This is a genomic window from Micromonospora sp. B006, from assembly GCF_003408515.1.
In the GTDB taxonomy this organism is placed as follows: domain Bacteria; phylum Actinomycetota; class Actinomycetes; order Mycobacteriales; family Micromonosporaceae; genus Micromonospora; species Micromonospora echinospora_A.
Map to the genome: position 1 here is coordinate 369,906 of NZ_CP030865.1, position 25,740 is coordinate 395,645.

26 protein-coding genes, 1 pseudogene and 1 riboswitch are annotated in these 25,740 nt (G+C 72.4%); of the genes and pseudogenes, 18 read left to right on the forward strand and 9 right to left on the reverse strand.

What is annotated here, in order from left to right:
* Positions 1 to 77: 77 nt before the first annotated feature.
* The 4 genes and pseudogenes from MicB006_RS01850 to MicB006_RS01865 form a co-directional block, all read left to right on the forward strand.
* Positions 78 to 1,397: pseudogene (locus MicB006_RS01850) on the forward strand (M14 family metallopeptidase); the annotation flags it as partial.
* 120 nt (positions 1,398 to 1,517) lie between these two features.
* Positions 1,518 to 1,611, forward strand: a riboswitch (cobalamin riboswitch).
* 107 nt (positions 1,612 to 1,718) lie between these two features.
* Complete coding sequence (locus MicB006_RS01855) at positions 1,719 to 2,651, forward strand: ABC transporter substrate-binding protein (protein ID WP_116503432.1); 933 nt, start codon at positions 1,719 to 1,721, stop codon at positions 2,649 to 2,651.
* A gap of 77 nt (positions 2,652 to 2,728) precedes the next feature.
* Positions 2,729 to 3,823, forward strand: a complete 1,095-nt coding sequence (locus tag MicB006_RS01860) for an iron ABC transporter permease (protein WP_116511080.1) — start codon at positions 2,729 to 2,731, stop codon at positions 3,821 to 3,823.
* Positions 3,820 to 4,599, forward strand: a complete 780-nt coding sequence (locus MicB006_RS01865; protein ID WP_116503434.1) for an ABC transporter ATP-binding protein — start codon at positions 3,820 to 3,822, stop codon at positions 4,597 to 4,599. The genes MicB006_RS01860 and MicB006_RS01865 overlap by 4 nt, the downstream gene beginning before the upstream one ends.
* A 356-nt stretch (positions 4,600 to 4,955) precedes the next feature.
* On the opposite strand, the gene MicB006_RS01870 is transcribed toward MicB006_RS01865, so the two are convergent.
* The 3 genes from MicB006_RS01870 to MicB006_RS01880 all read right to left on the reverse strand — a co-directional run bounded on the left by MicB006_RS01870 (position 4,956) and on the right by MicB006_RS01880 (position 7,443).
* On the reverse strand, positions 4,956 to 5,714 hold the full coding sequence (locus MicB006_RS01870; protein ID WP_116503435.1) for a VOC family protein: 759 nt from the start codon (positions 5,712 to 5,714) through the stop codon (positions 4,956 to 4,958).
* 94 nt (positions 5,715 to 5,808) lie between these two features.
* Complete coding sequence (locus MicB006_RS01875; RefSeq protein ID WP_116503437.1) at positions 5,809 to 6,546, reverse strand: ABC transporter permease; 738 nt, start codon at positions 6,544 to 6,546, stop codon at positions 5,809 to 5,811.
* Between the two features lie 9 nt (positions 6,547 to 6,555).
* Positions 6,556 to 7,443 carry an ABC transporter ATP-binding protein gene (locus tag MicB006_RS01880; RefSeq protein WP_116503438.1) on the reverse strand — a complete coding sequence of 296 codons (888 nt, stop codon included), beginning with the start codon at positions 7,441 to 7,443 and terminating at the stop codon, positions 6,556 to 6,558.
* A gap of 155 nt (positions 7,444 to 7,598) precedes the next feature.
* Here MicB006_RS01880 and MicB006_RS01885 point away from each other — a divergent pair, with 155 nt between their 5' ends.
* Genes MicB006_RS01885 through MicB006_RS01900 form a run of 4 tightly spaced genes read left to right on the forward strand, consistent with a single transcriptional unit; the run spans position 7,599 to position 9,822 of the window.
* Positions 7,599 to 7,919, forward strand: a complete 321-nt coding sequence (locus MicB006_RS01885) for a type VII secretion target (RefSeq protein ID WP_073826399.1) — start codon at positions 7,599 to 7,601, stop codon at positions 7,917 to 7,919.
* Between the two features lie 9 nt (positions 7,920 to 7,928).
* Positions 7,929 to 8,855: a WXG100 family type VII secretion target gene (locus MicB006_RS01890; protein WP_073826395.1), complete on the forward strand. Its 927-nt coding sequence runs from the start codon at positions 7,929 to 7,931 to the stop codon at positions 8,853 to 8,855.
* Between the two features lie 9 nt (positions 8,856 to 8,864).
* Positions 8,865 to 9,218, forward strand: a complete 354-nt coding sequence (locus MicB006_RS01895) for a YbaB/EbfC family nucleoid-associated protein (RefSeq protein WP_116503440.1) — start codon at positions 8,865 to 8,867, stop codon at positions 9,216 to 9,218.
* Between the two features lie 4 nt (positions 9,219 to 9,222).
* Entirely contained in the window at positions 9,223 to 9,822 is a 600-nt protein-coding gene (locus MicB006_RS01900; protein WP_116503441.1) for a hypothetical protein, read from the forward strand.
* 37 nt (positions 9,823 to 9,859) lie between these two features.
* On the opposite strand, the gene MicB006_RS01905 is transcribed toward MicB006_RS01900, so the two are convergent.
* Positions 9,860 to 11,905, reverse strand: a complete 2,046-nt coding sequence (locus tag MicB006_RS01905) for an AAA family ATPase (RefSeq protein ID WP_116503443.1) — start codon at positions 11,903 to 11,905, stop codon at positions 9,860 to 9,862.
* A gap of 255 nt (positions 11,906 to 12,160) precedes the next feature.
* On the opposite strand from MicB006_RS01905, the gene MicB006_RS01910 reads away from it, so the two are divergent.
* From MicB006_RS01910 to MicB006_RS01920, 3 genes are all read left to right on the forward strand, one after another.
* Complete coding sequence (locus MicB006_RS01910; protein WP_116503445.1) at positions 12,161 to 12,742, forward strand: helix-turn-helix transcriptional regulator; 582 nt, start codon at positions 12,161 to 12,163, stop codon at positions 12,740 to 12,742.
* Between the two features lie 40 nt (positions 12,743 to 12,782).
* Positions 12,783 to 14,024 carry an MFS transporter gene (locus tag MicB006_RS01915; protein WP_116503447.1) on the forward strand — a complete coding sequence of 414 codons (1,242 nt, stop codon included), beginning with the start codon at positions 12,783 to 12,785 and terminating at the stop codon, positions 14,022 to 14,024.
* Between the two features lie 134 nt (positions 14,025 to 14,158).
* A complete protein-coding gene (locus MicB006_RS01920) occupies positions 14,159 to 15,010 on the forward strand; it encodes a menaquinone biosynthetic enzyme MqnA/MqnD family protein (RefSeq protein ID WP_116503449.1) in 852 nt (283 codons plus the stop codon).
* 44 nt (positions 15,011 to 15,054) lie between these two features.
* Here the strand turns inward: MicB006_RS01920 and MicB006_RS01925 are convergent, their stop codons facing one another.
* Both MicB006_RS01925 and MicB006_RS01930 read right to left on the reverse strand, forming a co-directional pair.
* Positions 15,055 to 15,990, reverse strand: coding sequence for a hypothetical protein (locus tag MicB006_RS01925; RefSeq protein ID WP_116503451.1), 936 nt, complete (start codon positions 15,988 to 15,990; stop codon positions 15,055 to 15,057).
* Positions 15,990 to 16,970, reverse strand: coding sequence for a hypothetical protein (locus tag MicB006_RS01930; RefSeq protein ID WP_116503453.1), 981 nt, complete (start codon positions 16,968 to 16,970; stop codon positions 15,990 to 15,992). Before MicB006_RS01930 ends, MicB006_RS01925 begins: the two co-directional genes overlap by 1 nt.
* Positions 16,971 to 17,337: 367 nt before the next feature.
* On the opposite strand from MicB006_RS01930, the gene paaA reads away from it, so the two are divergent.
* The 5 genes from paaA to paaE are packed head-to-tail and all read left to right on the forward strand — an operon-like array spanning position 17,338 to position 21,071.
* Positions 17,338 to 18,402: a 1,2-phenylacetyl-CoA epoxidase subunit PaaA gene (gene paaA / locus MicB006_RS01935; protein ID WP_116503455.1), complete on the forward strand. Its 1,065-nt coding sequence runs from the start codon at positions 17,338 to 17,340 to the stop codon at positions 18,400 to 18,402.
* A 53-nt stretch (positions 18,403 to 18,455) separates the two neighbouring features.
* The gene (gene paaB / locus MicB006_RS01940; RefSeq protein ID WP_073827062.1) at positions 18,456 to 18,770 is read left to right on the forward strand and encodes a 1,2-phenylacetyl-CoA epoxidase subunit PaaB; all 315 of its coding nucleotides are present in this window, start codon (positions 18,456 to 18,458) and stop codon (positions 18,768 to 18,770) included.
* Positions 18,767 to 19,489 (forward strand): 1,2-phenylacetyl-CoA epoxidase subunit PaaC, encoded by a 723-nt coding sequence (gene paaC, locus MicB006_RS01945; RefSeq protein ID WP_116503457.1) that lies wholly within the window; start codon positions 18,767 to 18,769, stop codon positions 19,487 to 19,489. The genes paaB and paaC overlap by 4 nt, the downstream gene beginning before the upstream one ends.
* Positions 19,486 to 19,962 (forward strand): 1,2-phenylacetyl-CoA epoxidase subunit PaaD, encoded by a 477-nt coding sequence (paaD, locus tag MicB006_RS01950; RefSeq protein ID WP_116503459.1) that lies wholly within the window; start codon positions 19,486 to 19,488, stop codon positions 19,960 to 19,962. The genes paaC and paaD overlap by 4 nt, the downstream gene beginning before the upstream one ends.
* Positions 19,959 to 21,071 (forward strand): 1,2-phenylacetyl-CoA epoxidase subunit PaaE, encoded by a 1,113-nt coding sequence (gene paaE / locus MicB006_RS01955; RefSeq protein ID WP_116503461.1) that lies wholly within the window; start codon positions 19,959 to 19,961, stop codon positions 21,069 to 21,071. The genes paaD and paaE overlap by 4 nt, the downstream gene beginning before the upstream one ends.
* A gap of 27 nt (positions 21,072 to 21,098) precedes the next feature.
* On the opposite strand, the gene MicB006_RS01960 is transcribed toward paaE, so the two are convergent.
* From MicB006_RS01960 to MicB006_RS31930, 3 genes are all read right to left on the reverse strand, one after another.
* Positions 21,099 to 21,587, reverse strand: coding sequence for a hypothetical protein (locus MicB006_RS01960; RefSeq protein ID WP_225980606.1), 489 nt, complete (start codon positions 21,585 to 21,587; stop codon positions 21,099 to 21,101).
* Between the two features lie 193 nt (positions 21,588 to 21,780).
* Positions 21,781 to 22,545 (reverse strand): N-acetylmuramoyl-L-alanine amidase, encoded by a 765-nt coding sequence (locus MicB006_RS01965; RefSeq protein ID WP_225980607.1) that lies wholly within the window; start codon positions 22,543 to 22,545, stop codon positions 21,781 to 21,783.
* A complete protein-coding gene (locus tag MicB006_RS31930; protein WP_192900173.1) occupies positions 22,545 to 22,709 on the reverse strand; it encodes a hypothetical protein in 165 nt (54 codons plus the stop codon). Before MicB006_RS31930 ends, MicB006_RS01965 begins: the two co-directional genes overlap by 1 nt.
* Before the next feature lie 122 nt (positions 22,710 to 22,831).
* Here MicB006_RS31930 and mqnC point away from each other — a divergent pair, with 122 nt between their 5' ends.
* Complete coding sequence (gene mqnC, locus MicB006_RS01970) at positions 22,832 to 24,022, forward strand: cyclic dehypoxanthinyl futalosine synthase (protein WP_073826356.1); 1,191 nt, start codon at positions 22,832 to 22,834, stop codon at positions 24,020 to 24,022.
* A 426-nt stretch (positions 24,023 to 24,448) separates the two neighbouring features.
* Entirely contained in the window at positions 24,449 to 25,708 is a 1,260-nt protein-coding gene (locus tag MicB006_RS01975) for a cell wall anchor protein (protein WP_116503463.1), read from the forward strand.
* The last annotated feature ends 32 nt before the right edge of the window (positions 25,709 to 25,740 follow it).

Consider the following 25,740-nt stretch of genomic DNA (forward strand, 5'->3'; position numbering starts at 1 on the left):
GATATTGATATGACCATGTGTCTCCTGGTGGAGTGTGCGGACAACGGGAGCTCTCCCGTACCCCCAGGAGGTTGTCCATGGCCTTCCGCGCCTCTCCGTTCCGCCGCCGGCTGGCGCTCGCCGCCGCCATCGGCCTGACCATCGTCAGCGCGGCCGCCGCGCCCGCCGTCGCCCGGCCCGCGCCGGAAGGCTCCGGCGAGCCGGCCACCGTCGCGTACCGGGTGCTCGGCCCACGCACCGCCGCGGACCGCACCGCGGTCGCCGGCACCGGCGCCGCCATCGACTACTCCGAACACGGTGTGTTGCACGTCACGGCCACCAAGGCCGAGGCGAACGCGATCACCCGGCTCGGGTTCCGGCTCGAGAAGGACGTCGTGCCGGAGCACAACCACGCCGACGGGGACATGACCGCGAACGCGTTCCCGTCCGCCGACTCGAACTACCACGACTACGCCGAACTGACCACTGTGGTGAACAAGGTGGTCGCCGACCACCCGACGATCGCCCGGAAGCTGAGCATCGGCACGTCGTACCAGGGCCGGGACCTGATGGCCGTGAAGATCTCCGACAACGTCGCCACCGACGAGGCGGAGCCGGAGATCCTGTTCAACTCCCAGCAGCACGCCCGCGAGCACCTGACCGTCGAGATGGCGATCTACCTGCTCAACCTCTTCACCGACAACTACGGCAGCGACTCCCGGATCACGAACATCGTCAACTCCCGGGAGATCTGGATCGTCCCCACCGTCAACCCGGACGGCAGCGAGTACGACATCGCCACCGGCTCCTACCGCTCCTGGCGCAAGAACCGGCAGCCCAACAGCGGCTCGACCGCCGTCGGCACCGACCTGAACCGCAACTGGGGCTACCAGTGGGGCTGCTGCGGCGGCTCGTCCAGCTCGAAGTCGTCGGACACCTACCGGGGCCCGTCCGCGTTCTCCGCGCCGGAGACCGCGGCGCTGCGCAACTTCGTCAACAGCCGGGTCGTCGGCGGGGTGCAGCAGATCAAGGCGAACATCGACTTCCACACGTACTCGCAGCTGGTGCTCTGGCCGTACGGGTACACGTACAGCAACACCGCCACCGGCATGACCGCCGACCAGTACAACACCTTCGCCACCATCGGCCAGCAGATGGCGGCGACGAACAACTACACCCCGGAACAGTCGAGCGACCTCTACATCGCCGACGGCACCAGCATCGACTGGATGTGGGGAGCCCACAAGATCTGGGCGTACACCTTCGAGATGTACCCCGGCTCGGCCTCGGGCGGCGGCTTCTACCCGCCGGACGAGGTGATCCCGGCGCAGACCTCGCGCAACCGCAGCGCGGTGCTGCTGCTGGCCGAGTACGCCGACTGCCCGTACCGGGCGATCGGGAAGCAGAGCCAGTACTGCTGACCTCACCACCGGGTGGGAACCCCGGTTCCACCCCCGCCGGGGTTCCCACCCACCCCCACCGTCCGGACGATCTCCGCTGGTCGTGCGCTACCGTGGCACCGACCGTGCCACAGCGAAGCCGGTGTGAAACCGGCGCTGTCCCGCAACTGTGATGCCCCGTACGCGCGGCGTCGGCCTCCCGCCGGCACCGACGGACGTGGGACGAGCCAGGTCGCCTGCGGCCCGGTCGCGACACGCGCTCTCGAGGAAGGGCGCCTCGCGGGCGGGCCTTTTCTCCTGTCGGCGAAGCACCACACTCCTCGACCGACAGGAGGCTTCATGTCCAGACGTACCCCCCGGCTCTTCGCCACCGCGCTCGCGGCCGGCGTGCTGCTCCTCGGCGGCTGCGCCGAGAACACCTCGACCGACACCCCCGCCGCCGGCGCCTCCGGCGGCGCGTTCCCGGCCACCGTCGGCAAGCTGACGCTGGAGAAGCGGCCCGAGAAGATCGTCTCGCTCTCGCCGACCTCGACCGAGATGCTCTTCGCCATCGGCGCCGGCAAGCAGGTCACCGCCGTCGACGACCAGTCGAACTACCCGGCCGAGGCACCCCGCACCGACCTGTCCGGCTACCAGCCGAACGCCGAGGCGGTCGCCTCCCGCAACCCCGACCTGGTGGTGATCTCGGACAACCTCAACAAGATCGCCGACCAGCTCGTCGCGCTGAAGATCCCGGTCCTGCAGATCCCCGCCGCGGCCACGCTCGACGACACGTACCGGCAGCTCACCGACCTGGGCACGCTCACCGGCCACCGGTCCGAGGCCGAGGCCGTGGTGCAGAAGATGAAGGACGACATCACCGCGCTGACCAAGGACCTGCCCAAGCGCACCGAGAAGCTGACCTACTTCCACGAGCTGGGCCCGGAGCTGTACACCGCGACCAGCAAGACCTTCATCGGCACCATCTACGCGCTCGCCGGGCTGGAGAACATCGCCGACCCGTCCGACGCCGACGGGAAGAACGGCGGCTACCCGCAGCTCTCCCAGGAGATCATCGTCAAGGCGAACCCCGACTTCGTCTTCCTGTCCGACACCAAGTGCTGCAAGCAGAGCGCCGACACGGTGAAGGCGCGCAGCGGGTGGGCCGGCATCAACGCGGTGAAGAACAACCAGATCGTGGAGCTGGACGACGACGTCGCCTCGCGCTGGGGTCCGCGCGTGGTCGACCTGCTGAAGGTCATCGTCGACGCCACCGCCAAGGTCCCGGCCTGACCGTGGCCCTACGACAGGCGGACTCCGCCCCGAACCCGGCCGGAACGCCTCGCGCGTCCCGGCCGGGCATCCGGCCGCTGTCCCGCCCCGGGCGGCGCGGGGCGCCCGGCGCGGGCGGCGCCCCGGTCCGGCCGGCCGGACTGCGCAAGCGCTGGCTGCTCGCCGGAGTCGTGGCGGTGCTCGTCGCGCTGGTGGCCGGTGTCTCGCTCGGCCCGGTCAGCCTGCCGCCCGGCAGCGTCGCGGCCGAACTGCTCAACCTGCTACCCGGGGTACGCCTCGACAGCGGGCTCACCGAGCGGGAGATCGCGATCATCACCGAGCTGCGGCTGCCCCGGGTCGTGCTCGGGCTCCTCGTCGGCGCGCTCCTCGCCCTGGCCGGCGGCTGCTACCAGGGCGTCTTCCGCAACCCGCTGGCCGACCCGTACCTGCTCGGCGTGGCCGCCGGCGCCGGCTTCGCGGTCACCACGGCGATCGTGCTCGGCGCCGGGGCCGGCGGGGCGCTGACCGGGCTGCCGATCACCATCCCGCTCGCCGCGTTCGTCGGCTCGCTCGGCGCGGTCGTGCTGACGTACCTGCTCGGCGCCGCCGGCGGACGGGACCGGTCACCGGCCACGTTGATCCTGGCCGGGGTGGCGGTCTCGGCGTTCTTCGGCGCCGGGCAGACGTACCTGCTGCAACAGCACTCCGACAACATCCAGCAGGTCTACTCCTGGCTGCTCGGGCGGCTCGCCACCGCCGGCTGGCACGACGTGTGGCTGGTCCTGCCGTACTTCGTGCTCACCGCCGTGGTGGTGCTGCTGCACCGGCGTGAGCTGGACGTGCTCTCCGTCGGCGACGACGAGGCCACCGGCCTGGGGCTGCACCCGCAGCGGTCCCGCTACCTGCTGATCGCCGCCGCGTCGCTCGGTACCGCCGCCGCGGTCTCCGCGTCCGGCCTGATCGGCTTCGTCGGCATCATCGTGCCGCACACCATGCGGCTGCTCTTCGGTTCCAGCCACCGGGTGATCCTGCCGCTGTCGATGCTGTTCGGCGGCGCGTTCCTGGCGCTCACCGACGTGGTCGCCCGTACCGCCGCCGCCCCCGCCGAGATCCCGATCGGCGTGGTCACCGCGCTGCTCGGCGGCCCGTTCTTCGTCCTCGTCCTGCGTACCGCCCGCCGGGTGGCGATGTGAACGCCCCCGCCGTACGCGTCCACGACCTGCGGGTCGCCCTCGGCGGCAACCCGATCCTCGCCGGCGTCGACCTGACGGTCGCCGCCGGTGAGTGGGTCACCGTCATCGGCCCCAACGGCGCCGGCAAGTCGACCCTGTTGCGCGCCGTCGGCGGCCTGCTGACCGGCCCGGGCGAGGTCGCACTCTTCGGTACGCCGATCGGCGCGCTCCGCCGCCGCGAACGAGCCCGGGTGGTGGCCACCGTGGCGCAGTCCCCGGTGGTGCCGGCCGGCATGTCGGTCTTCGACTACACGCTGCTCGGGCGCACCCCGTACATCCCGGCGCTGGGCCGCGAGTCGGCAGCCGACCTGGCCGCCGTGCACGAGGTGCTGGACCGGCTCGACCTCGGGCCGTTCGCGCACCGTGAGCTGGCCACGCTCTCCGGCGGCGAGCGGCAGCGCGTCTTCCTGGCCCGGGCACTGGCCCAGGGCGCCACCTTGCTGCTGCTGGACGAGCCGACGAGCGCGCTGGACATCGGGCACCAGCAGGAGGTGCTGGAACTGGTCGACCAGCTCCGCCGCGCGCACGGCCTGACCGTGCTGGCCACCATGCACGACCTCTCCATCGCCGGCGAGTACGCCGACCGCCTGGTCCTGCTCGCCGACGGCCGGGTGGCCGCCGCCGGCCCACCGGAGCAGGTGCTCACCGAGGACCTGCTGGCCCGCCACTACCGAGCCCACATCCGCGTGATCCCCGGCGACCACGGCCCCTTGGTGGTCCCCGTCCGCCCAACCTGACCTCGTCCCCGCCCTCGCCCCCGCCCCGCCCCCGCCCGCCCCGCCTCGCGCCGCCGATCTTGGACTTTCGGCCCCGACAAAAGGTGCGGATGTCACGCCACGAGGGCCGTAACCGCAAGATCGACGGGGTGGGCGGCCCTGCCCGCCCCCGGCGTTCGCCGTCTCAATCCCCGGGTCGGCGTTCCGCCTTACGGGACGGCGCGCAGATCTTGGTACGAACCAGCCCTCCTGGGGGCGGTCCCGTACCAAGATCCCATTTCCCCCTCGATCTTGGGTTTTCGGCCCCGGCGAAAGGTGCGTATGTGACATCGGGAGGGCCGCAACTGCAAGATCGCCGGGATGGGGAGGCGCGGGGGTCAGCGGAGGGTGGAGATGGAGAAGAGGGCGCCGGACGGGTCGCGCAGGGCGGCGCTGCGGCCGGCCGGGTTGTCGCGCGGCGGGACGAGGATGGTGCCGCCCAGCTCGGCGGCCCGCGCGGCGGTGGCGTCGGCGTCCTCCACCGCGAAGTAGACGGCCCAGTACGCGGGCAGGTCCGCCGGCAGCGGCTCGGCCCGGGGCACCATGCCGGCGACGATGCGGGCGCCGCAGCGCCACCCGGTGTACGCCACCGGCCCGGCCGGACGCTCCTCCGGGTGCCAGCCGAAGACCAGCGCGTAGAACTCCTTGGCACTCTCCGGATCGGGGGTGACCAGCTCGTTCCAGCACATCGCGCCGGGTGCGTTGAACAGTTCGGCCCCGCGCATCGCCATCGGCTGCCAGACGCTGAACACGGCGCCCGCCGGGTCGGCGAGGACCGCCATCCGGCCCTGTGTGGAGACGTCGAACGGGGAGACCACCACCTGCCCGCCGGCCGCCTCCACCCGGGTCGCGACCAGGTCGGCGTCGTCGGTCGCCACGTACATCGACCAGACCGGCACCTGGTCCGGCGTGGCGGGTGGACCGGCCCCGGCGACGGCCTTGCCGTCCTTCTGGAAGACGGTGTAACCGCCCGCGTCCGGCTCGGGGGAGATCCGTCCGGTCCAGCCGAACAGCTCGGGGTAGAAACGTCGCGCGTCCTCCAGCCCCGGCGTGGCCAGGTCGGTCCAGCAGGGCGTGCCGGGCTCGACGCCGTTCACGGTGACCCCTCTCGCCGGGGACGGTCCCGCTGACCCGCCCTGTCGGCATCGTGGCACCGCCGGGTCGGCCACCGGGCCGGAACCGGACAAAAGGTCAGGTGAAGCGGCGTCCCTCGTCCCGCCGGTACGCCCACCCGGCGACCGTGGCGAGCGCCACCACCCAGACCACCAGCATCACCAGCGCTCGGGGATCGGGCTGCCAGTCGGTGACGGCCGCCCAGATCAGCTCCACCGCGCCCCGGGTCGGCAGGTAGGGTGCGATCGCCTTGATGAAGCCGGGCGCGTCGTCCGGCCCGGAGAGCAGGCCGCCGCCGAACGCGAGCGGGAAGAAGACCACCTGCGCCACCACGATCGCGGCCTTGCTCGGCAGCGAGTAGCCGATCGCCAGGCCGAGCAGCGTGAACGGCACCGAGGCCACGGCGACCGCGCCGAGCCCGAGCAGGAACTGCACCACGCTGACCCGGGCCTCGGTGGCGACCGCCGCGATCACCACCACCGGGATCATCGACACGTACGTCAGCACCAGCCCGGCCAGGACCCGCCCGGCGAGTCGCGGCGCCGGCCCGGCCGGCAGGGTCCGGGTGTACGGGTTCCAGGGCTGGTCGCGGTCCTCGGAGACCCCCACGCCGTACTGGAAGATGTTGGCGGTCATCACCGCGAACGTGACCATGGCGGCGGTGGCGTAGGTGGCTCCGGTGGGGTCGTCGTCGGCGAACGGCACCACGAAGAAGAGCATCGAGGCGGCGGGGAAGAAGGCGCTGCCGAACACCGCGACCGGTACTCGGACGATCTCCATGAGCTGGTAGCGGGCGTGAACCAGGGCGAGCGGCACGGCGGCCTCCTAGGCGGGGGTGGGCGCGGGCCGGTCGTCGGCCGTGATGGCGAGGAACGCCTCCTCCAGCGAGGTGGGCCGGACCTCCAGGTCGTGGAACGGCACCCCGGAGGTGACCAGGTCGCGGACGAGCTGGTCGGCGTCGGTGGTCAGCAGGTGCACCCGCCCGTCGGCGCGTTCGGTGGCGACCACACCCGGCAGTGCCGGCAGGTCGTCGGCGACCAGGCTGACCCGGCGTACGCCGACGATCCCGCGGATCGCCGCCACCGAGTCGTCGGCGAGCACCCGCCCGTGGCCGATCACCACCACCCGCTGCGCGAGCGCCTCCACCTCCTCGAGGTAGTGGCTGCTCAGCAGCACTGTGCCGCCGTCGGTGTGGAAACCGCGGATCGCGTCCCAGAGCGCGTGCCGCGCCTCCACGTCGAGCCCGGTGGTCGGCTCGTCCAGCACCACCAGCCGGGGACGGCCGACGAACGCCAGCGCCACCGCGAGCCGGCGACGTTGCCCACCGGAGAGGCCGCCGGTCTGCCGGCGTACCTGATCGGCGAGACCGAACCGGTCGAGCAGTTCGCCCCGGGGCACCGGGTCGGGGAAGTGCGCGGAGACGAAGTCGACCACCTCGCCGACCCGCAGCGTGCCGGGCAGGCCGGTCTCCTGCGGCGTGACGCCGAGCTGCCGCCGGCTCGCCGGGTCGCGCGGGTCGCCGCCGCACAGCTCGACCCGGCCGGTGGTCGGGCGGCGCAGCCCGACCAGCAGGTTGATCAGCGTGCTCTTGCCGGCGCCGTTCGGGCCGAGCAGGCCGACCAGCTCACCGGCCCGGACGGTCAGGTCGACCCGGTCCAGGGCCAGCACGTCGCCGTAGCGGCGGCTGACCTGTTCGGCGCGGGCCAGGATCATCCGGGGCTCCTCGGGCGGCGGAAGGGGTGCACGTGCCTTCCCTGTCTACCGTGCCGGGGCAAACGTCGCCGCCCCCTGTGGAACTGCGCACATCCCCTAGGCTGGTGGCGCCGTCGACGACGGTGGAAGTTCCGACCGGACACTGGGGAGGGTCCGTGACCAGTCCGAGCAGGAATCTCGAGGTGCAGCCGGAGGCGTTGACGGCGTTCGCCGCCGCCTCCCGGGACCGGGCCGGCCAGTTCCGTGAGCTGCACCGCCTGTTCCGCGACGGCCACGTAGCCCGGCACGCGTTCGGCGTGATGCCGGCGTCGTTCAGCCTCGCCGCCGCCTACGAGCAGCAGTTCGAGGCGTGCCTGGAAGGGCTGGAGGACGGCGCCGAGGTGATGGCGACGATCGCCGAAGGGCTCCGCGACACGGCCGAGGCCTACACCGGCACGGACGTGGCGAACACCGACATGTTCAATCCGGGCGCCTGAGGGGGCGGGATGAGCACCGAGGCGCTGCAGCGCAACAAGACCTACTTCGAACAGATCGTGTCGGGCACGCCCGACCCGTTCAAGCCGCTGTCCAACGCCGTGCTGTGGCCGTTCGAGCAGTTGCTGGAACTGGTCGCCGGCGAGCCGGACGATCTCATGCGGGCGGCCCAGCTCGCGCTGACCACCGGCGACGCGGTCCGGCAGATCGCCGGCGACCAGGTCGCCGACCGGGCCCGGCTGCGCGGCGGCTGGGAGGGCGACGCGGCGGACAAGTTCCACGCCTCGATGGAGTCGATCGAGGAGGCGATGGAGGAGCTGGCCAAGGGGCTGGACGGCACCAAGGAGGTGCTGGTCGACGCCGCGAACGCCGCTGTCGACGCGTTCAACCTGCTGGTCGAGCTGATCCTGGAGTTCCTGCTCTGGTTCCTGACCGAGGTCATCATCGCCGCGGTGGCGGCGGTGCTCAGCGCCGGCGTCAGCCTGGCCGCCACAGTGGTGCGGGTGCTGGCCCGGCTGGCCACCGTGGTGGGTCGCATGGTCAAGATCGTCGCCCGGTTCGCGGAGATCCTCACCAAGCTGGCCACCAAGCTGCAGAAGGTCGCCGAGCTGCTCATGCGCTACCGCAGGGTGGTGCTGGAGCTCCGCGAGGCCAAGAAGGCGTACGGCGTGTTCAAGAAGGCCGGCTACACCAGGGAAGCGGTGCTGTTCAAGGCCAAACGCGCCGCCATCCTGTTCCCGGGCAAATTCGCCATCAACCAGACGTCACCGGTGAACATCCCCGGTGTCGGCGGCGCCCTGCTGGACACCGGCATGGGCCTGCACGACATCTCCGACGGGCGCAAGGACCGCAACTACCTGGTGGACGGCACGTACCGCGAGGACCTCGGCCCGTACACAAAGGGCGTGCAGAACGTGTTCGACTCGATCGTGAACTGAGAGGCAGCAATGACGTTCCCGGCCCTGGACCGGATCGAGGCGCTGGCCCGCAACCTGGACGGGTGGCAGCGCGAACTCGGCGCGCGGATGGCCGAGCTGGAGCAGAGCAACGCCACGGGCGTGAGCGACTCGGGCCTGGTCACTGTGGTGGCCGCCGCCGACGGCAAGATCCTCTCCACAGACATCAACGCGCGGGCCATGCGGTTCGACTCCTACACGCTGGCCGAGGAGATCACCGCCGCGGCGAACCGGGCGCAGGAGGCTGCCGCCGCCCGGGTACGCGAGATCGTCGGCGAGGTGATGGGCAACGCCCCGGCGGCGGAGCGCCGTACCGACGACGGCTACGGCGACGGCCGATACTGAGCTGATGGACGAGACCAGATACCGCGATCCGATCGACCGGCTCGTCGAGCCGGGCGAGCGCGTGCTGGCCCACGCCAAGGCCGACGTCGGCCAGGGGCTCGCTCCGGCGCCGCCGCCCGAGCCGGAGTCCACCGCCGAACCTGGGCGGCGGACCGTCGGCTCGGTGCTGCTGAACGTCCTCCTGCCGCTTGCCACCTGGGACCGCGGTGACCGGCTGGTCGACCTGATCGGCTGGGGGATCGCCGGCCGTGGCGAGCCCGGCTCGGCCGCCTCCCGACTGCACCGCGCGCTCCGGCCGCCACGGCCCGATCTTCAGGTCCGGGAGACGCTGCTCGCGGTCACCGACCGGCGGCTGCTGGTCTGCCGTACCGGAGGGGTCAAGCTGCTCGCCGGGCGCGAGGCCGAGGAACGCGCGCTGGCCGAGACGTCGGTGGCGTGGTCGGCCGCGCGCGCCGAGGTCGCCTCGGCCCGGGTGGGGTGGCACCGCCTCAACCCGAAGCGGCTGCGGATCAACTTCACCGACGGCTCCTGGCTGTCGTTCACAGTGCCGATCGCCGAGTCGGGCCGTCCGCTGCGCGAGGTCGCCGCCGCACTGTCCGGCTGACCGATCCCGCGCGCCGGGACCGCGGCCGGCCCGCCGGTCAGGCGGCCAGCGGCGCGGGCAGCGGCTCGCGGTGCAGCACGGCCAGTCGGGAGACCGCCCGGGTCAGCACCACGTAGAGGCGGTGCAGCCCACGCGGCTCGGCGGCCACGATCGCGGCCGGCTCGACGACCACCACGTGGTCGTACTCCAGGCCCTTGACCAGCGTCGCCGGGACCACAGTGACGCGCGCCGCGGCCTCGACGTCGTCGGCGGTCGCGGTCTCGACACCCGCGTCGGCGAGCGCCGCGCGCAGCCGGTCCACCGCGTCGTCGGCGGCGATCACACCGACCGAGCCGTCGTGCGCGAGCGCCGCCCGCACCTCGGCCACCGTCGCGGCCGTCAGGTCCTCGGCGGTACGCACGTCGAGCGCGCCGTCGTGGCGAAGCGACCGGGCCGCCGGTACGTCGACGGCGAGCGCCGGAAGCAGCTGGTTCGCGAACGCCACCACTGCCGCCGGCACCCGGAAACCCACACTCAACGGCACCACTGCGGCGTCCGGCTTGCCCAGGTGGGCCAGGGACTCGCGCCAGTCGGTCGCCGCCCACGGCGCGGTGCCCTGGGCGAGGTCGCCGAGAAGCGTGATCGAGCCGTGCTCGCTGCGCCGGGCGATGGCGCGGCACTGCATCGGGGAGAGGTCCTGCGCCTCGTCGACCACCACGTGCCCGAAGCCGGCGGGCCGTTCGAGCAGCCCGGCCACCTCGTCGACGAGCACCGCGTCGGCGGCGGTCCACCGGGTCGCCTTCGCGGTACGCGCGATCCTGCCGGAGCGGAACAGCTCCTGGTCCTCGGGCGTGAGCAGGCCGTCCGCGGCGGCGGCGAGCGCGTCGGCGTCGGTGCGCAGCCGGTGCAGCAGGCCGTCCGGGGTGAGCGCCGGCCAGACCGCGTCGAGCAGGTCGGTGACCGGCTTGATCCGGCTCATCCTGCGCAGCCAGGCGTCGCTCGGCGACTCCGCCCGGCGCGCCTCGGCCTGACGTTGCAGCAGCCCCACGATCCGGGCCCGCACCCGTTCCCGGCCGGTGGCGTAGGGCAGCCCTTCCGCCCGGGTCTCGGTGACCAGCCGGTGCAGCGGGTCGAGCCCGATCCGCCACCGGTACGAGCCGTCCGAAACCATGATCGGCTCGGTGGGCGTACCGATGTGGGCCTCGACGGCCCGGCGCAGGACCTCGGCCATCCGGACGTCGTGCTTGAGCGCGGCGGCGGCCGGGTCGTCGACCGCGCGGACCGGGACCCGCGTGACCAGGTCCTCCACGGTGGCCTGTTCGACCTCGACCTCGCCGAGCGCCGGCAGCACCGCCGCGATGTAGGACAGGAACGCCCGGTTCGGCCCGACGATGAGCACGCCCGAGCGGCGCAGCCGTTCCCGGTGCAGGTAGAGCAGGTACGCGGCGCGGTGCAGCCCGACCGCCGTCTTGCCGGTGCCCGGCGCGCCCTGGACGCAGATCGAGTCGGCCAGGTCGGCCCGGACCAGTTCGTCCTGCTCCGGCTGGATGGTGGCGACGATGTCGCGCATCGGGCCGACGCGGGGGCGTTCGATCTCGGCGGTGAGGATGCGGCTGGCCGTGCCGAGTTCCTCGCCCCGGTCCAGGTGTTCGTCCTCGAAGCTGGTCAGCACGCCCGCGCTGAACCCGAACCGGCGGCGTACCGCGACACCCTGCGGGTCACGCGCGCTGGCCCGGTAGAACGACCGGGAGACCGGCGCCCGCCAGTCCAGCACCAGCGGCTCGCCGAGCTCGTCGGTGATGTGCCGCCGCCCGACGTGGTACTCCCGCCCGGAATGGTCCGGGTCCGTCTCCCCGAAGTCGAGGCGGCCGAAGAACAGCGGCGTGGTGGGGTCGTCGGCCAGCTCCTTGACCCGCCGGGCCATGTGCCGGCCGAGCTGCTCGGCGGTGTACGAGTCGCCGGCCACCTTGTCGCCGGTGGCGAAGAGCGCCTCGGCGCGCTCCCGCATCCGGGTCAGCGCGGCGCGGGAGGCGGTGAGGTGGGCGCGCTCGGCTGCCAGTTCGGCGTCGAGACTGGCGGTGGCGTCAACTTCGGTTGCGGGCACTGTGAACTCCGATGGCTCAGCTGAGGCTCGCTCGCGTGTCCGGGGCGGTTGGCCTGCTCCCGGCGCGGGGACGTCCGCTGCGGTGCATGCTCACCGCGGCCGTCGGGCGGCCATCCACGCTACGGCCATCCAGTCGCCCGTACCACCGAATTTCCTAACCCGTAGCGACCTTGGTGCGGGGGGCGGCGGTGTCGCACCAAGACCCGGCCGGTGGCGGGCTGCACCTCGCGTCTGTGGGCGCGGGATCATTGAGGCATGACCGAGGCGCGGCCCGAGCAGCGCCGGGTGACGATCAGCGACCCGCAGGTGATGCGGGCGCTGGCCCATCCGGCCCGTATGGCGATCATGGAACATCTCGGCACGCTGGAGGGCGGTGCGACGGCCACCGAGTGCGCCGAGATCGCCGGGCTGTCGCCGAGCGCGACCAGCTACCACCTGCGTGAGCTGGCGAAGTTCGGGCTGATCCGGCAGGCGCCCGGCCGGGGTGACGCGCGGGAGCGGGTGTGGCAGGCGGTGAATCCGTCGTTCCACGTCGAGGTGGGGCCCGATGCCGACCCGGAGGCGCGTGCGGCCGAGGCGGCCCTGATCGAGGCGCATCTGGTCCGCGACGCGCAGCGCGTCCGGGACTGGTTGCGTAAGGCGCCGGACGAGCCACAGGAGTGGTACGAGGCGACCTGGCTCAGCGACAGCGTGCTGCTGGTGACCGCGGAGGAGTTGACCGGGCTGAATCAGGCGATCCAGGAGCTGATGGAGCCGTACCGGCGGCGGAACCGGACCGATCCACCCGCCGGGGTCCGTCCGGTGGCGGCGCAGTACCGGGCGATGCCTATCGATTGAGGGGTTGCACCCGCCAGGTGTGAAGGATTATTTTCGAAGTATGTCCTTCGCATCTGGCTCCTCGCGCTGGCCGGACGTCTGGCTCGCGGCCACCGCGCGCGGCATCTCCAGCTGCGGAAACTTCCTGGTCACCAGCGCCCTCACGCTGGCGCTCCAGTCCGCCGGAGCCGGTGGGCTCGCCGTCTCCGGGCTGCTGCTCGCCGCGACGCTGCCGCTGGTGGCGCTCGCCCCGCTCACCGGCCGCCTCGCCGACCGGGTGGACAGCCGGGTGCTGCTGACCGTCGCCGGGATCGGCCAGGGCGCGACATGCCTGGCGCTCGCGTACGCCCCGGAGCCGGCGCTGGTGATCGCACTGGTGGCGCTGCTGGCCACCGGCCTCGCGGTCACCCAGCCGGTGATCTCCGCGCTGGTGCCGGCCATGGTGCGGCCCGAGGACCTGCCCCGGGCCGGCGCGCTGAACCAGACCGCCGGCACGCTCGGCGCGCTCGCCGGACCGGCGCTGGCCGGGCTCCTGGTCGGCCAGTTCGGCACCCGGGTGCCGCTGCTCCTCGGCGCGCTCAGCTATCTCTCGCTGGTGGCGGCCGGGCTGCTCGTCCGTACCCGAAGGGGAGGCCGCCGGGTGACAGCGGGGACGGCCGCGGCGGTCGCGCCCCCGTGGCGGTTCCGGCGCGACCCGCTGCTCACGGTGATGGTCGGCAGCGTGGCCGCGGTGATCGGCGCGGTCGGGGCGGTGAACGTGATCGAGGTCTTCTTCATCCGGGAGACGCTCGGCAGCAGCGCCACCGTGTACGGGCTGGTCACCGGCTCGTGGCCGCTCGGCGTCGTGGTCGGCGCGTGGCTGTTCGCCCGGGTCGCCCGCCGGCTCGCCGACGACGGCGCGCTGCTCGGCGCCGGGCTGGTGCTGCTCGGCGGATGCTGCCTGGCGGTGCTCGTGTCGGCCGCGGTGCCCTCGGCGTGGCTGCTCGTGCCGATCTGGCTGCTGGGCGGGGTGGGCAACGGCGGCGACAACGTCTTCAACAACCTCCTGCTGGCCCGGCGGGTACCGGAGGCGGCCCGGGGCCGGGCGTTCGCGGTCTTCGGCGCGGCGGCACAGGGCGCCGCGATGGGCGGCTACCTGGTCGGGGGCCTGCTGCTGGAGGTGGCCGGCCCGCGCGCGCTGATCGCCGGCTGCGGCGTGGCCGGCCTGCTGGTCGTGGTGGCGCTGCTCGGTCCGGTCCGCCGGGCGGTACGCGCCGAGCGCGCCGTCGTCCCCGACGCAGCCGTGGCGGTGGAGGCCGCGTGAGCTGGTGTTAAGAAGGGCCCCTTCCTCTACCGGAGGCGTTAACAAGGGGCCCTTCCTTACCGCCGGGTGCGGGGTTCACCACTCGATCGGCTCCCCCGGCGGCGGGGCAGAGGCCGCGGCGATACGGTCGGGTCATGGCCGATCGCATCGCCCGCCCCCGGGTGGGGCACATCCAGTTCCTCAACTGCCTGCCCATCTACTGGGGGCTGATGCGGTCCGGCGCGCTCATCGACGTCGACCTGCACAAGGACTCGCCGGACCGGCTCAGCGCCGACCTGGTCGCCGGTGACCTCGACATCGGCCCGATCACGCTCGTGGAGTTCCTCAAGCACGCCGACGACCTGCTGCTCCTGCCCGACCTGGCGGTCGGCAGCGACGGGCCGGTGCTCTCGGTGAACATGGTGTCCACCCGCCCGCTGGGCGAGCTGGACGGCGCCCGGGTCGCGCTCGGCTCCACGTCGCGTACCGGGGTGCTGCTGGCCCAGCTGCTGCTCGCCGAGCGCCACGGGGTGCGGCCGGAGTACTTCCGCTGCCCGCCGGACCTGACCCAGATGCTGCTGGAGGCCGACGCCGGGGTGCTGATCGGCGACGTGGCGCTGCGCGCGCTGTACGAGGCGCCCGCCAAGGGCCTAGAGGTGACCGACCTGGGTCAGGCGTGGCACGACTGGACCGGGCTGCCGATGGTCTTCGCCGTCTGGGCGGTACGCCGTGACTTCGCCGCCGCCCACCCGGGCCTGGTCAAGGAGGTGCACGAGGCGTTCCTGCGCTCGCGTGACCTGTGCCTGGCCGAGTTGGACCAGGTGGCGGAGGCGGCGGCCCGCTGGGAGACGTTCGACGCGGACACGCTCGCCACGTACTTCCGGGCGCTGGACTTCTCGCTCGGTGAGCGGCAGGTGGCCGGGCTGCGCGAGTTCGCCCGCCGGGCGGCCGCGTACGGGGAGGTGCCGGCGTTGCCGGCCGGCGGACCGGAGTTCTTCCAGGGCTGAGCGTGCGGCTCGGCTGCCGCCCGCGCGGCAGGCAGCCGGGCGGGTCAGGTCGCCGGGCGCAGCAGCGCCTTGGTGATCCGTTCGCAGGCGTCCATGCCGTACTCCCAGCCGCCCTCGACGCCGAACGGGCTGCGGACCATCACGCCCATCGTCCACGTGTCGCCGATGGCGAGGCAGTTGACGTGGTACTCCTCTTCCTTGTCCCGGTCGATCCACCCGTTCTTGATGGCGATCTTCTTCTGCTGGGCGGCCGGGAACGCCTTGCGGATGCCGAAGTCACCGGGAGCGCGTACCTGGCGCATCTCGTCGAGCAGCCACTTGGTCCATTTCGGCCCGGCCGCGCGGCCGTCGTCGATGCAGAGCCCGAGCCGGGCGGTGTCCCGGGGGGACAGTTCGGTGCGGCTCCAGCCGCCGTCCGAGGCGACCGCGCTGTCGGTGAGCTTGCAGATCGAGATGAGCCGCTCGATCGAGTCGGAACCGCCCACGCTCTCGTAGAACTCCTGGGCGCGGGTGTTGTCACTGTCCCGAATGATCTTCGTGGCGTCGGCCAGCTTCGCCTCGCTCGGCGTCTTGCCGTCCTCGGCGCGCAGGCGCAGGTAGTCGGCCACCACCCAGGACTTGATCAGCGAAGCGGTCGTGCTGGTCTCGTCCATGTTCGCCGAGCCGATGATCTTTCCGGTCCGCTTGTCCAGCACGGACCAGCCGTACCAGCCCTTGATCTTCAGGCTGTCCAGGTTCTTCTCCTGGAACGGCAGCGGGGTGAGCGCCGGTGAGGGGGCGACGCGCGTCGCGTTGCGGTCGACCGGTTGCTTGGCGGACCGCTCGGCCGTCGGCTCGGCGTGCGAGTTCGCGGTGGCCTCCAGCGGCGAGCCGGGGATCACCCGCAGGGAGAGGCCGAGCAGTCCGACGAGGACGACGGCCAGCGCGCTGAACGCCAGTGGGCGGCGATGGCTGCCGGGTCGCCGCCGGGCGCCGGCCATCAGAGCTTCCCGGCCGGCTGTTGCGGCACCTTGAGCGCGGCGCCGGGCTGCGGCGTCACGAGCTGGGTGGCGACGCTGGCGCACACCTCCGCGCCGTACGACAGGCTGGACCTGCTCGGGTAGCGCATCATGACCGAGAGACTCCACTTGTCGGTGAACGCCAGGCAGCTGACGTGCCAGTTGTTGTCGTAGGCGAGCCGCGTCCAGCCGTTCTTCATGTGCACCGGGCCCTGCGCCTTGATCGTCGCGGGCAGGCCGTCGATGATGCCCCATCGGCCACCGCCGGAGCGCTGGCTCTGCTGCTTGACGCTGCCGGCCACCTTGGTCATTTCGCTGAGCAGCCACTTCGTCCACTTGGGCCCGGCGGCGCGGCCGTCGGCGATGCAGTCGCCGAGGCGGACCGCGTCCCGGGGGGACATCTCGGTGAAGCTCCACCAGCCCTTGTATTCGGGCACGTCACCGGGCCGGGTGTCGGTCAGGCCGCAGATCCGGATCGCGCGCGCGATGACCGGGTCCGGCTTGCCGCCCGACTGCGGCCGGTAGGAGCCGCCGGCCGCCCGGTAGACCCGGTTGGCGCCGTCGTCGTCGCTGTTGCGGATCGCCAGGATCGCCGCCTTCTTCAGGTCGTCGCTCGGTTCCTTCTCGCCGAGCTGGCGCAGGTAGTCCGCGACGATCCAGGCCTTGAGCATCGACTCGGTGGAGCTGGTCTGGTTCATGTTCTTCGCGCCGGTGACGGTGCCGGTCTCGCGGTCCATCAGTGCCCAGGAGAAGAACTCGCCCTCGAACTTCACCGAGACCGGCGCGTCGGCGAGCGTCGGCGGTGCGGGCGCGGTCGGGCTCGGCGCCGGGACCTGCCCGCCGCCGCCGATGCCGCCCTCGCCGTTGCCGCCGGCGAACTTGGCGTACGCGGCGGGCACCAGCATGACGCCACCGACGAGGACCGCCACGATGGCGAGCACCATGGTCACGCGAGGTCGCATGAGTGGTGAACTCCAGATGTATGGCCGGGGGGACCGGCGCTTCCGCAGGTTTCGCTCCGGTCGCCACAAGGCCGGGGGACGTTGGCCTGAACGGTGACGATCTTGGAGCCGAACGGCTTGCCGGGGGAAGTCTACTTCCGGACTGTCGATATGCCAGGTCTCGACACCCGCCGACTTGGCCGGAAGGGCGGGTTATTGACGTGCTTTGCCAGTCTTGGGGGGGTTTCACCTTCGTGGAGTAATCGACATCACAGCCACTCGGCTATGGTCGCCGACCACGGCAGGCGCTTGTCCGGTCACGGAAGGTGGCTCTTGAAAGCTGTTACACCCTCTGGTGTCAATCGTGCCGAGCTGTAACACTGGCTACATGTATGGCAATGACTTCGCCCCGCCGGAGGACGCTCCGGGCGGCGGCCTGCTCGGCGAGGTGGAGGCCGCGGAGGCGGCGCTGCGCGAAGCGGCGGCGCGGGCGCGGCGCGGCGGTCCGGCGCCGGACGAGGACGTCGAGGCGTACTTCACCGACGTCATCGACGCGGACCAGAAGATCGAACCCCGCGACTGGATGCCCGAGGCGTACCGCAGGACGCTGATCCGGCAGATCGCGCAGCACGCGCACTCCGAGATCATCGGCATGCAGCCGGAAGGCAACTGGATCAGCCGGGCGCCGTCGCTCAAGCGCAAGGCCATCCTGCTCGCGAAGGTGCAGGACGAGGCCGGCCACGGCCTCTACCTGTACGCGGCGGCCGAGACGCTCGGGATCAGCCGCGACGAGCTGGTGGAGCTGCTGCTCGACGGGCGGCAGAAGTACAGTTCGATCTTCAACTACCCGACGCTGACCTGGGCCGACGTGGGCGCCATCGGCTGGCTGGTGGACGGCGCGGCGATCGTCAACCAGGTGCCGCTTTGCCGCTGCTCCTACGGGCCGTACGCCCGGGCGATGATCCGGGTCTGCAAGGAGGAGTCGTTCCACCAGCGGCAGGGCTACGAGATCCTGCACACGCTGGCGCACGGCACCGAAGCGCAGAAGGCGATGGCCCAGGACGCGGTGGACCGCTGGTGGTACCCGTCACTTGCCATGTTCGGCCCGCCCGACGGCGACTCGACGCACAGCGCGCAGTCCATGGCCTGGAAGATCAAGCGCTTCTCCAACGACGAGCTGCGCCAGCGCTTCGTCGACATGTGCGTCGGCCAGGCGGAGGTGCTCGGCCTCACCCTGCCCGACCCGGACCTGCGCTGGAACGACGAGCGCCAGGCGTACGACTACACCCAGCCCGACTACGCCGAGCTGATGCGTGTCATCAAGGGCAACGGGCCGTGCAACAGGGAGCGCATGGCGCACCGGCGCAAGGCGCACGCCGACGGCGCGTGGGTACGGGAGGCCGCCGCGGCGTACGCCGCGAAGCGGGCGGAACGAAAGGCGGTAGCGGCATGAGCGAACGCACCGAGCGGAGCGAGGGCCGTGAGGGCATGCCCAGCCAGCACGGCATGAGCGAACGCACCGAGCGGAGCGGCGTGAGCGGCGCGTCCTCTCCCCTCTGGGAGGTCTTCGTGCGGGCCCGCCGTGGCCTGTCGCACACCCACGTCGGCAGCCTGCACGCCCCCGACGCCGAGCTGGCCCTGCGCAACGCCCGCGACCTCTACACCCGCCGGCAGGAGGGCGTCTCGATCTGGGTGGTACCGGCGAGCGCGATCACCGCGTCCAGCCCGGACGAGAAGGACTCGTTCTTCGACCCGGCCGCCGACAAGGTCTACCGGCACCCGACGTTCTACGAGGTCCCCGAAGGGGCGGCCCACCTATGAGCCGGTTCGACTTCACCCTCGCGATCGGCGACGACGCGCTGATCGCGGCGCAGCGCCTCGGCGAGTGGACCTCCCGCGCGCCGGAGATGGAAGAGGACATCGCGCTCGCCAACATCGCCCTCGACCAGCTCGGCGCGGCCCGGCTGCTGCTCACGTACGCGGGCGAGCTGGAGGGCGCCGGCCGGGACGAGGACGACCTGGCCTTCCTGCGTGACGACCGTGAGTTCCGCAACTGCCTGCTGGTCGAGCTGCCCAACGGCGACTTCGGCGTGACCATGGCGAAGCTGTTCTTCCTGGCCGCGTACCAGGTGCCGCTCTACACGGCGCTGGCCGGCTGCGCGGACGAGCGGCTGGCGGCGGTCGGCGCGAAGGCGCGCAAGGAGTCGGCGTACCACCTGGACCACGCGGCGCTGTGGGTGAAGCGGCTCGGCGACGGCACCGAGGAGTCGCACCGGCGCATGCAGGACGCGGTCGACGAGGTGTGGCCGTACGTCCACGAGCTGTTCGACCCCGATCCGGCGGCGCCGGTCGACCCGGCCGCCCTTCGGGCCGACTTCGACGCCACTGTGGCCGCCGTGCTGGACGAGGCGACGCTCACCCGCCCGGAGACGGGCTGGACGCCCGGCGGCGGCCGGGACGGCCTGCACACCGAACACCTCTCCTACCTGCTCGCCGAGATGCAGGTGCTGCACCGCGCCCACCCCGGAGCAAGCTGGTGACAAGCGCGAGGGACGCCGCGGCGGCGGTGGTGGACCCGGAGATCCGGGTCATCACCATCGACGAGCTGGGCATCCTGCGCGCGGTCGACGAGGAGCCCGGCACCGGCCGGGTCGTCGTCACGATCACCCCCACCTACACCGGCTGCCCGGCCATGGACGTGATCCGCGAGGACATCCGCCGGGCGCTGACCGTCGCCGGGCATCCGGACGCCGAGGTGCGCACCGTCTACCACCCGGCGTGGAGCACGGACTGGCTCTCCGACGCGGGCCGGGCCAAGCTCGCCGCCGCCGGTATCGCCCCGCCCGCGCCGCGCGGCGACGACACGGTGGTGCCGCTGACCCTTGCCGTACGCTGCCCGCGCTGCGGGTCGCCGGAGACCACGCAGATCAGCCGCTTCGGCTCGACCGCGTGCAAGGCGCTGTGGCGCTGCCGCTCCTGTTCCGAACCCTTCGACCACCTGAAGGCGCTGTGACTGTCACCATCACGCGGCCGGTTCGCCGCCGGCCGGTCTTCCACCCGCTGCCCGTGGCCGCCGTGGACCGGCTCACCGACGACTCGGTGTCGATCACGTTCGCGGTGCCGGAGGAGCTGCGCGAGACGTTCGCGTTCTCCGCCGGCCAGCACCTCACCGTCCGCCGCCCGGCCGACGCCGACGGCGGGGAGGTGCGGCGGTCGTACTCGATCTGCTCTACCCCCGACGAGCTGGCCCGGCACGGCCGGTTGCGGGTCGGGGTGCGTGAGGTGCCGGGCGGGGCGTTCTCCGCGTACGCCTGCGGTGCGCTGCGCGGCGGCGACACCGTCGAGGTGCTGCCGCCGCTGGGCCACTTCACCTCCGCGTTCACCCCGGACCGGGTCCGCCGGTACGGCGCGGTGGTCGCCGGTTCCGGCATCACCCCGGTGCTCGGGCTGGCCGCGACCGCGCTGGCGGTCGAGCCGCGCAGCACGTTCACGCTGGTGTACGGCAACCGCACGGCGAACTCGGTGATGTTCGCCGAGGAGCTGGCCGACCTGAAGGACCGCTACCCGACCCGGCTGCACCTGGTGCACGTGCTGTCGCGGGAGATGGGCGAGTCGGCGCTGCTGTCCGGTCGGATCGACGCCGACCGGCTGACCCGGCTGCTCGACACCGTCGTACCGGGGGACGAGATCGAGGAGTGGTTCCTCTGCGGCCCGTACGGGATGGTGGTGGACGCCAAGGCGGTGCTGGCGGGTCGCGGCGTGCCGGACGCGGCGGTGCACACCGAGCTGTTCCACGTCGACGCCCCGCCGGAGCCGGTGCGCCGCGAGGTCGAGCGGTCCGGCGCCGGCGCCGAGGTGACGATCGTGCTGGACGGGCGCTCGTCGAGTTTCACGATGGGCCGGGACGAGCGGGTGCTGGACGCGGCCCTGCGGGTGCGCGGCGAGCTGCCGTACGCGTGCAAGGGCGGGGTGTGCTCGACGTGCCGGGCCCGGGTGATCTCGGGCGAGGTGACGATGGCGCGCAACTACGCGCTGGAGCCGGACGAGGTGGCCGCCGGTTACGTGCTGACCTGCCAGTCGAGCCCGGTCACCGACGAGCTGACAGTCGACTACGACGCGTGAGGTGACCGGCGGGCCGGCGCCCGCCGGTCAGATCGGCAGCGGCGCCATGGCCTGACGGCCCCGGGCCCGGCGGACGTGGCCACGCCATCCGGCGAGGAGCGCGAACAGCGTCCAGCCGACCGCGCCGAACACGAGCATGCTCCGCTTGCCGGCGACGTCGACGTCCTCGGCGTCGGCCAGTTCCACCTGCCGCTGCGGGTCGGTGAGCACCGTGAGCTGCTGGCCGACCCGGTAGCCGGGAGCGCTGCCGGAGTAGACGAGCGGCTCGTCGAGCGGACCCGCGTCGCCCCGGAGCGCGAACTCGTGCCGCTTGCCGGACGTCTGCACGTCGGTGATGGTGACCTGCTGGGCGACGCCCCGCTCCCGCAGCACCGCCTCGGGGGCGAGCTGCACGGTGCCCACCAGCACGAAGAGGGCCGGCACCACCGACAGGACAGCCAGCCACCAGGCCCGGTGCAGCAGGCGCAGGGCGACGGCGAAGGCGAAGCAGCCGGCCAGGCCGAGGCAGATCGGCACGGCCTGCGACAGCCGACGTCAGTAGCCGACGGCGTGTTCACCACGATTACGGCGGCCGCCGGCCACTACGTCATTCGGCAGGACCAGTGGCGGCGCCCGCCACGACGACCGGGGTGGCGGATGCGGTGCGACGGACACGCGGCGAGCCTAGGCGGCGGGCGCAAGATCCCTCGCGCCCGTCGCCCGGCGCGGCTCAGCTCGGCGCTTTGACCTCGCCGTCGAAGGCGATGCTGCGCCAGAGGTCAAACTGGCGGTCGTTGCCGATCAGCGGGTTGCCGACGAGCGCGACGGCGGCGTAGACCTCCTCGTTGTTGCGGAGCAGGCGGAAGTAACCGGGGCCGACCAGGGCGATGCCCCGGTTGGTGGACTGGATGAGCTTCATGTCGTCCTTCCAGAGTTCGAGGGGTGGGTTTCCGGTGAGCTGCCGGGCGACGTCGGCGCGCATGCTGTCGAGGTCGATGAAGGAGGGGTCGATCTTGCCGGTGGTGCTGGTCTCCCGGTGCCCGCGCGCGTAGGAGGCGTCGCGGCCCAGCCGGCGCAGCACGGCGGCGGTGGCGAGCACGGAGGCGGAGTACTGGGCGGGGGTCATCCGCTGGTCGACGCCGTTGTAGTCGATCTCCCAGCCGACCATGAGCGTGTTGCCGTCACCGGCCGGGATCGGCCCGCTGCCGCGGCTGGACCCGGCGTGGTTGGCCCGCCCGCCGGAGATGACGTGGAAGACGCCGTGGTAGTCGACGAGCGCGTGGCAGAGCGGCCCGGGCAGGTCGGAGCGGCCGTTGATGCAGATGCCCAGGGCGGGGTGCGGGTTGGTGGCGCTGGAGGTGGCGGCGGTGTGGTGCCAGAGCACGCCGATCGGGTTGAACGAGCTGCCGGCCACGCGGCCGAGCCAGTTGCCCTCCTCCACCACCGTGACGCCGGCCGAGCGCAGCACGTCGGCGAGCCACGGAATGGTGGCCATCAGCGCTCCAGCAGGTCGGCGAGGCACTCCGGCGCAGTGGTGGCCGCCGCGGCGGGGCGAGGGCCGGCGGTGAGGGCCAGGCCGCCGGCCGCGAGTGGCGCGAGGACGAGCAGGGCGCGCCGGGGGAGCGCGCGCCTCGTGCGGGGTACGGGTTCCTCAGTCATCGATGAATCGTAGGTTATCGATGGAATTCCCGGGGGGCGTGGCGCTCGTCACCGTGTTTCCCGCGCCGGATCCCCAGGGTGGGCCGGTCGGGGCCGGGGGCGGTCGGCGTACGCTCGGGAGTGTGACGGCGAACCGGGAGATCGACGACATCCTGCAACGCGGCGCGGACGGCGGGCGCATCACGCCCGAGGAGGCGCTGCTGCTCTACATCGACGCGCCCTTTCACGCGCTGGGCGAGGCGGCCGACGCGGTACGGCGGCGCCGCTACCCGGACAACATCGTCACGTACCTGATCGACCGCAACATCAACTACACGAACGTCTGTGTGACGGCGTGCAAGTTCTGCGCGTTCTACCGGGCCCCCAAGCACAAGGAGGGCTGGACCCACCCGACCGAGGAGATCCTGCGCCGTTGCGGCGAGGCGGTCGAGCTGGGCGCCACCCAGGTCATGCTCCAGGGCGGGCACCACCCGGACTACGGCGTGGAGTACTACGAGGAGCTGTTCTCCTCGGTCAAGAAGGCGTACCCGCAGCTCGCGATCCACTCGATCGGCCCGAGCGAGATCCTGCACATGGCGAAGGTCTCCGGTGTGAGCCTGGACGAGGCCATCGCCCGGATCAAGGCCGCCGGCCTGGACTCGATCGCCGGCGCCGGCGCCGAGATGCTGCCGGACCGGCCGCGCAAGGCGATCGCGCCGCTGAAGGAGTCCGGCGCCCGCTGGCTGGAGGTCATGGAGCTGGCGCACCGGCAGGGCCTGGAGTCGACGGCCACCATGATGATGGGCACCGGCGAGACCAACGCCGAGCGGATCGAGCACCTGCGGATGATCCGCGACGTGCAGGACCGCACCGGCGGCTTCCGGGCCTTCATCCCGTGGACGTACCAGCCGGAGAACAACCACCTGAAGGGCCGCACCCAGGCGACCACGCTGGAGTACCTGCGGCTGGTCGCGGTGGCCCGGCTGTTCTTCGAGACGGTGCCGCACCTGCAGGCGTCCTGGCTGACCACCGGCAAGGACGTCGGGCAGCTCGCGCTGCACATGGGCGTGGACGACCTCGGCTCGATCATGCTGGAGGAGAACGTCATCTCCTCCGCCGGCGCCCGGCACCGCTCCAACCTGCACGAGCTGATCGGCATGATCCGGTCGGCCGACCGGATCCCCGCGCAGCGGGACACGCTCTACAACCGGCTCGCGGTGCACCACACGCCCGCCGACGACCCGAGCGACGACCGCGTGGTCTCGCACTTCTCGTCGATCGCGCTGCCCGGCGGCGGGGCCGGGAAGTCGCTGCCGCTGGTCGAGGTCAACTGACCTCGTTCCCCCGTTCGGCCGGTCGGCCCCCGTCGTGCGGCCGGAGCTCCGGCCGTTTCCGGTGAAGCTTCCGCCAGGGGTCTTCACCTGCGTGATCACCGGCGGCTAGCCTGCCCGCGCGACACCACCGATCCGGCCCGCGAGCAGGCAGGTAACAGGTCGGCGGCGACCCGGGTGAGCACGGCCCGGCACGCCGGCGACGCCATTACGCTGGCGGCGTCCGTCGGGGACGGTCGTCCTCCATCGGCCCATGAGGGCCGTTCACATAACGCACCGCGGCAAGGGCGGGATGGGTGACCATCCCGCCCTTGCCGTCTGTCGGAATCGATGGGAACTCCCACCGTGGGACGCTGGCGCGACGCTGCGTCGCTCCGGTACCGTCCCTTCGTTCGTGCGTTGATCGGCGTCCCTACCCCCGGGGGAGCAATGACCTTCCGCTACCGGTCCACGCTGGCGAGCGCCGGCGTCGTGGCCCTTCTCTCCAGCGCCGGTCTCGGCGCGCTCGCCGGCCCGGCGCAGGCGGCCGACAAGGCCGACCTCCAGCTCATCCCGCTCAGCTACCAGATCGCCAACGGCGTCACCAAGGCGAAGGCCAAGCCGTTCAAGTTCCAGGTGAACAACACCGTCGGGACCGTCGACGCGAAGGGCGTCCGGGTCACTGTCGAGACGAAGAACCTCAAGACCGGCAAGGTGGGCGTGCTGGTCCCGAAGGGCTGCGACATCCGCGGCACCGCCTTCTCCTGCCTGCTGGGCGACCTGCCCGCCGGGACCACTGAGGACTTCGGCATCCCGCTGTTCTCCACCGGCGGCAAGGGCGCGGCCGGCACGCTCACGGTCGCGATCAGCGCGGCGAACGGCACCGGCGTGCTGGACACGGTCGAGCACGACATCACCGTCACCGACCCCGGCTACGACCTCACCACGTGGGTCCAGGACGTGTACGCCGACGTGGCGGTCGACGGCGACGACGCCGGTGAGTCGGGCCTGCGCCCGGTCCGGCCGGGCCAGACCGCGCCGCTGGACTGGGCCGTGTTCAACGACGGCAGCGAGAACGCCACCGGCATCAGCTACGGGATCACGCTGCCGGCCGGCGTGACCTTCGCCGAGCTGCCCGAGGGCTGCGTCGAGCAGAACCTGGGCGGGTTCGCGAACGCGTACTGCGAGGACCTGGGCGTGGTGCTCAAGCCCGGCCAGTACTACACCGCCGACGTGCGGGTGAAGGTCGGCGCGGACGTGACCGAGAAGCTGCTCCGGCCGGGCTTCGTCTGGGCCGCCGGGCTGGACGCCGCCACCGGAACGCCGGAGGAGCAGCCGAAGGTCGCCAGCTCGGCGCAGCGCCGCGCGTTCTCGGAGGCCGACGACGGCGACAACACCGCCCAGTTCGACGTCTTCGTCGACCAGAGCCCGCAGTCGACCCCGAGCCCGACGCCGACGGTCCAGCCGACCTCGACGCCGACCGCCGGGCCGACCCCGACCGGCAGCGTGACCGCCGTCCCGACCCCGACCGCCGATGGTGGCGCGGGTGGCGGCACCGGCGGCGGTGGCCTGCCGGTGACCGGTATGCAGGTCGGCCTGATCGGCGGGATCGGCGCGGCGGTCCTCGCCGCCGGTGTGGCGCTGATGATGCTGTCCCGGCGCCGCAAGGTGGTGCTCGTCACGCCGGGCGAGGAGCGCACCGAGGACTGACCCGTCACCGCGGACGCGGCGAGGGCGGGGTG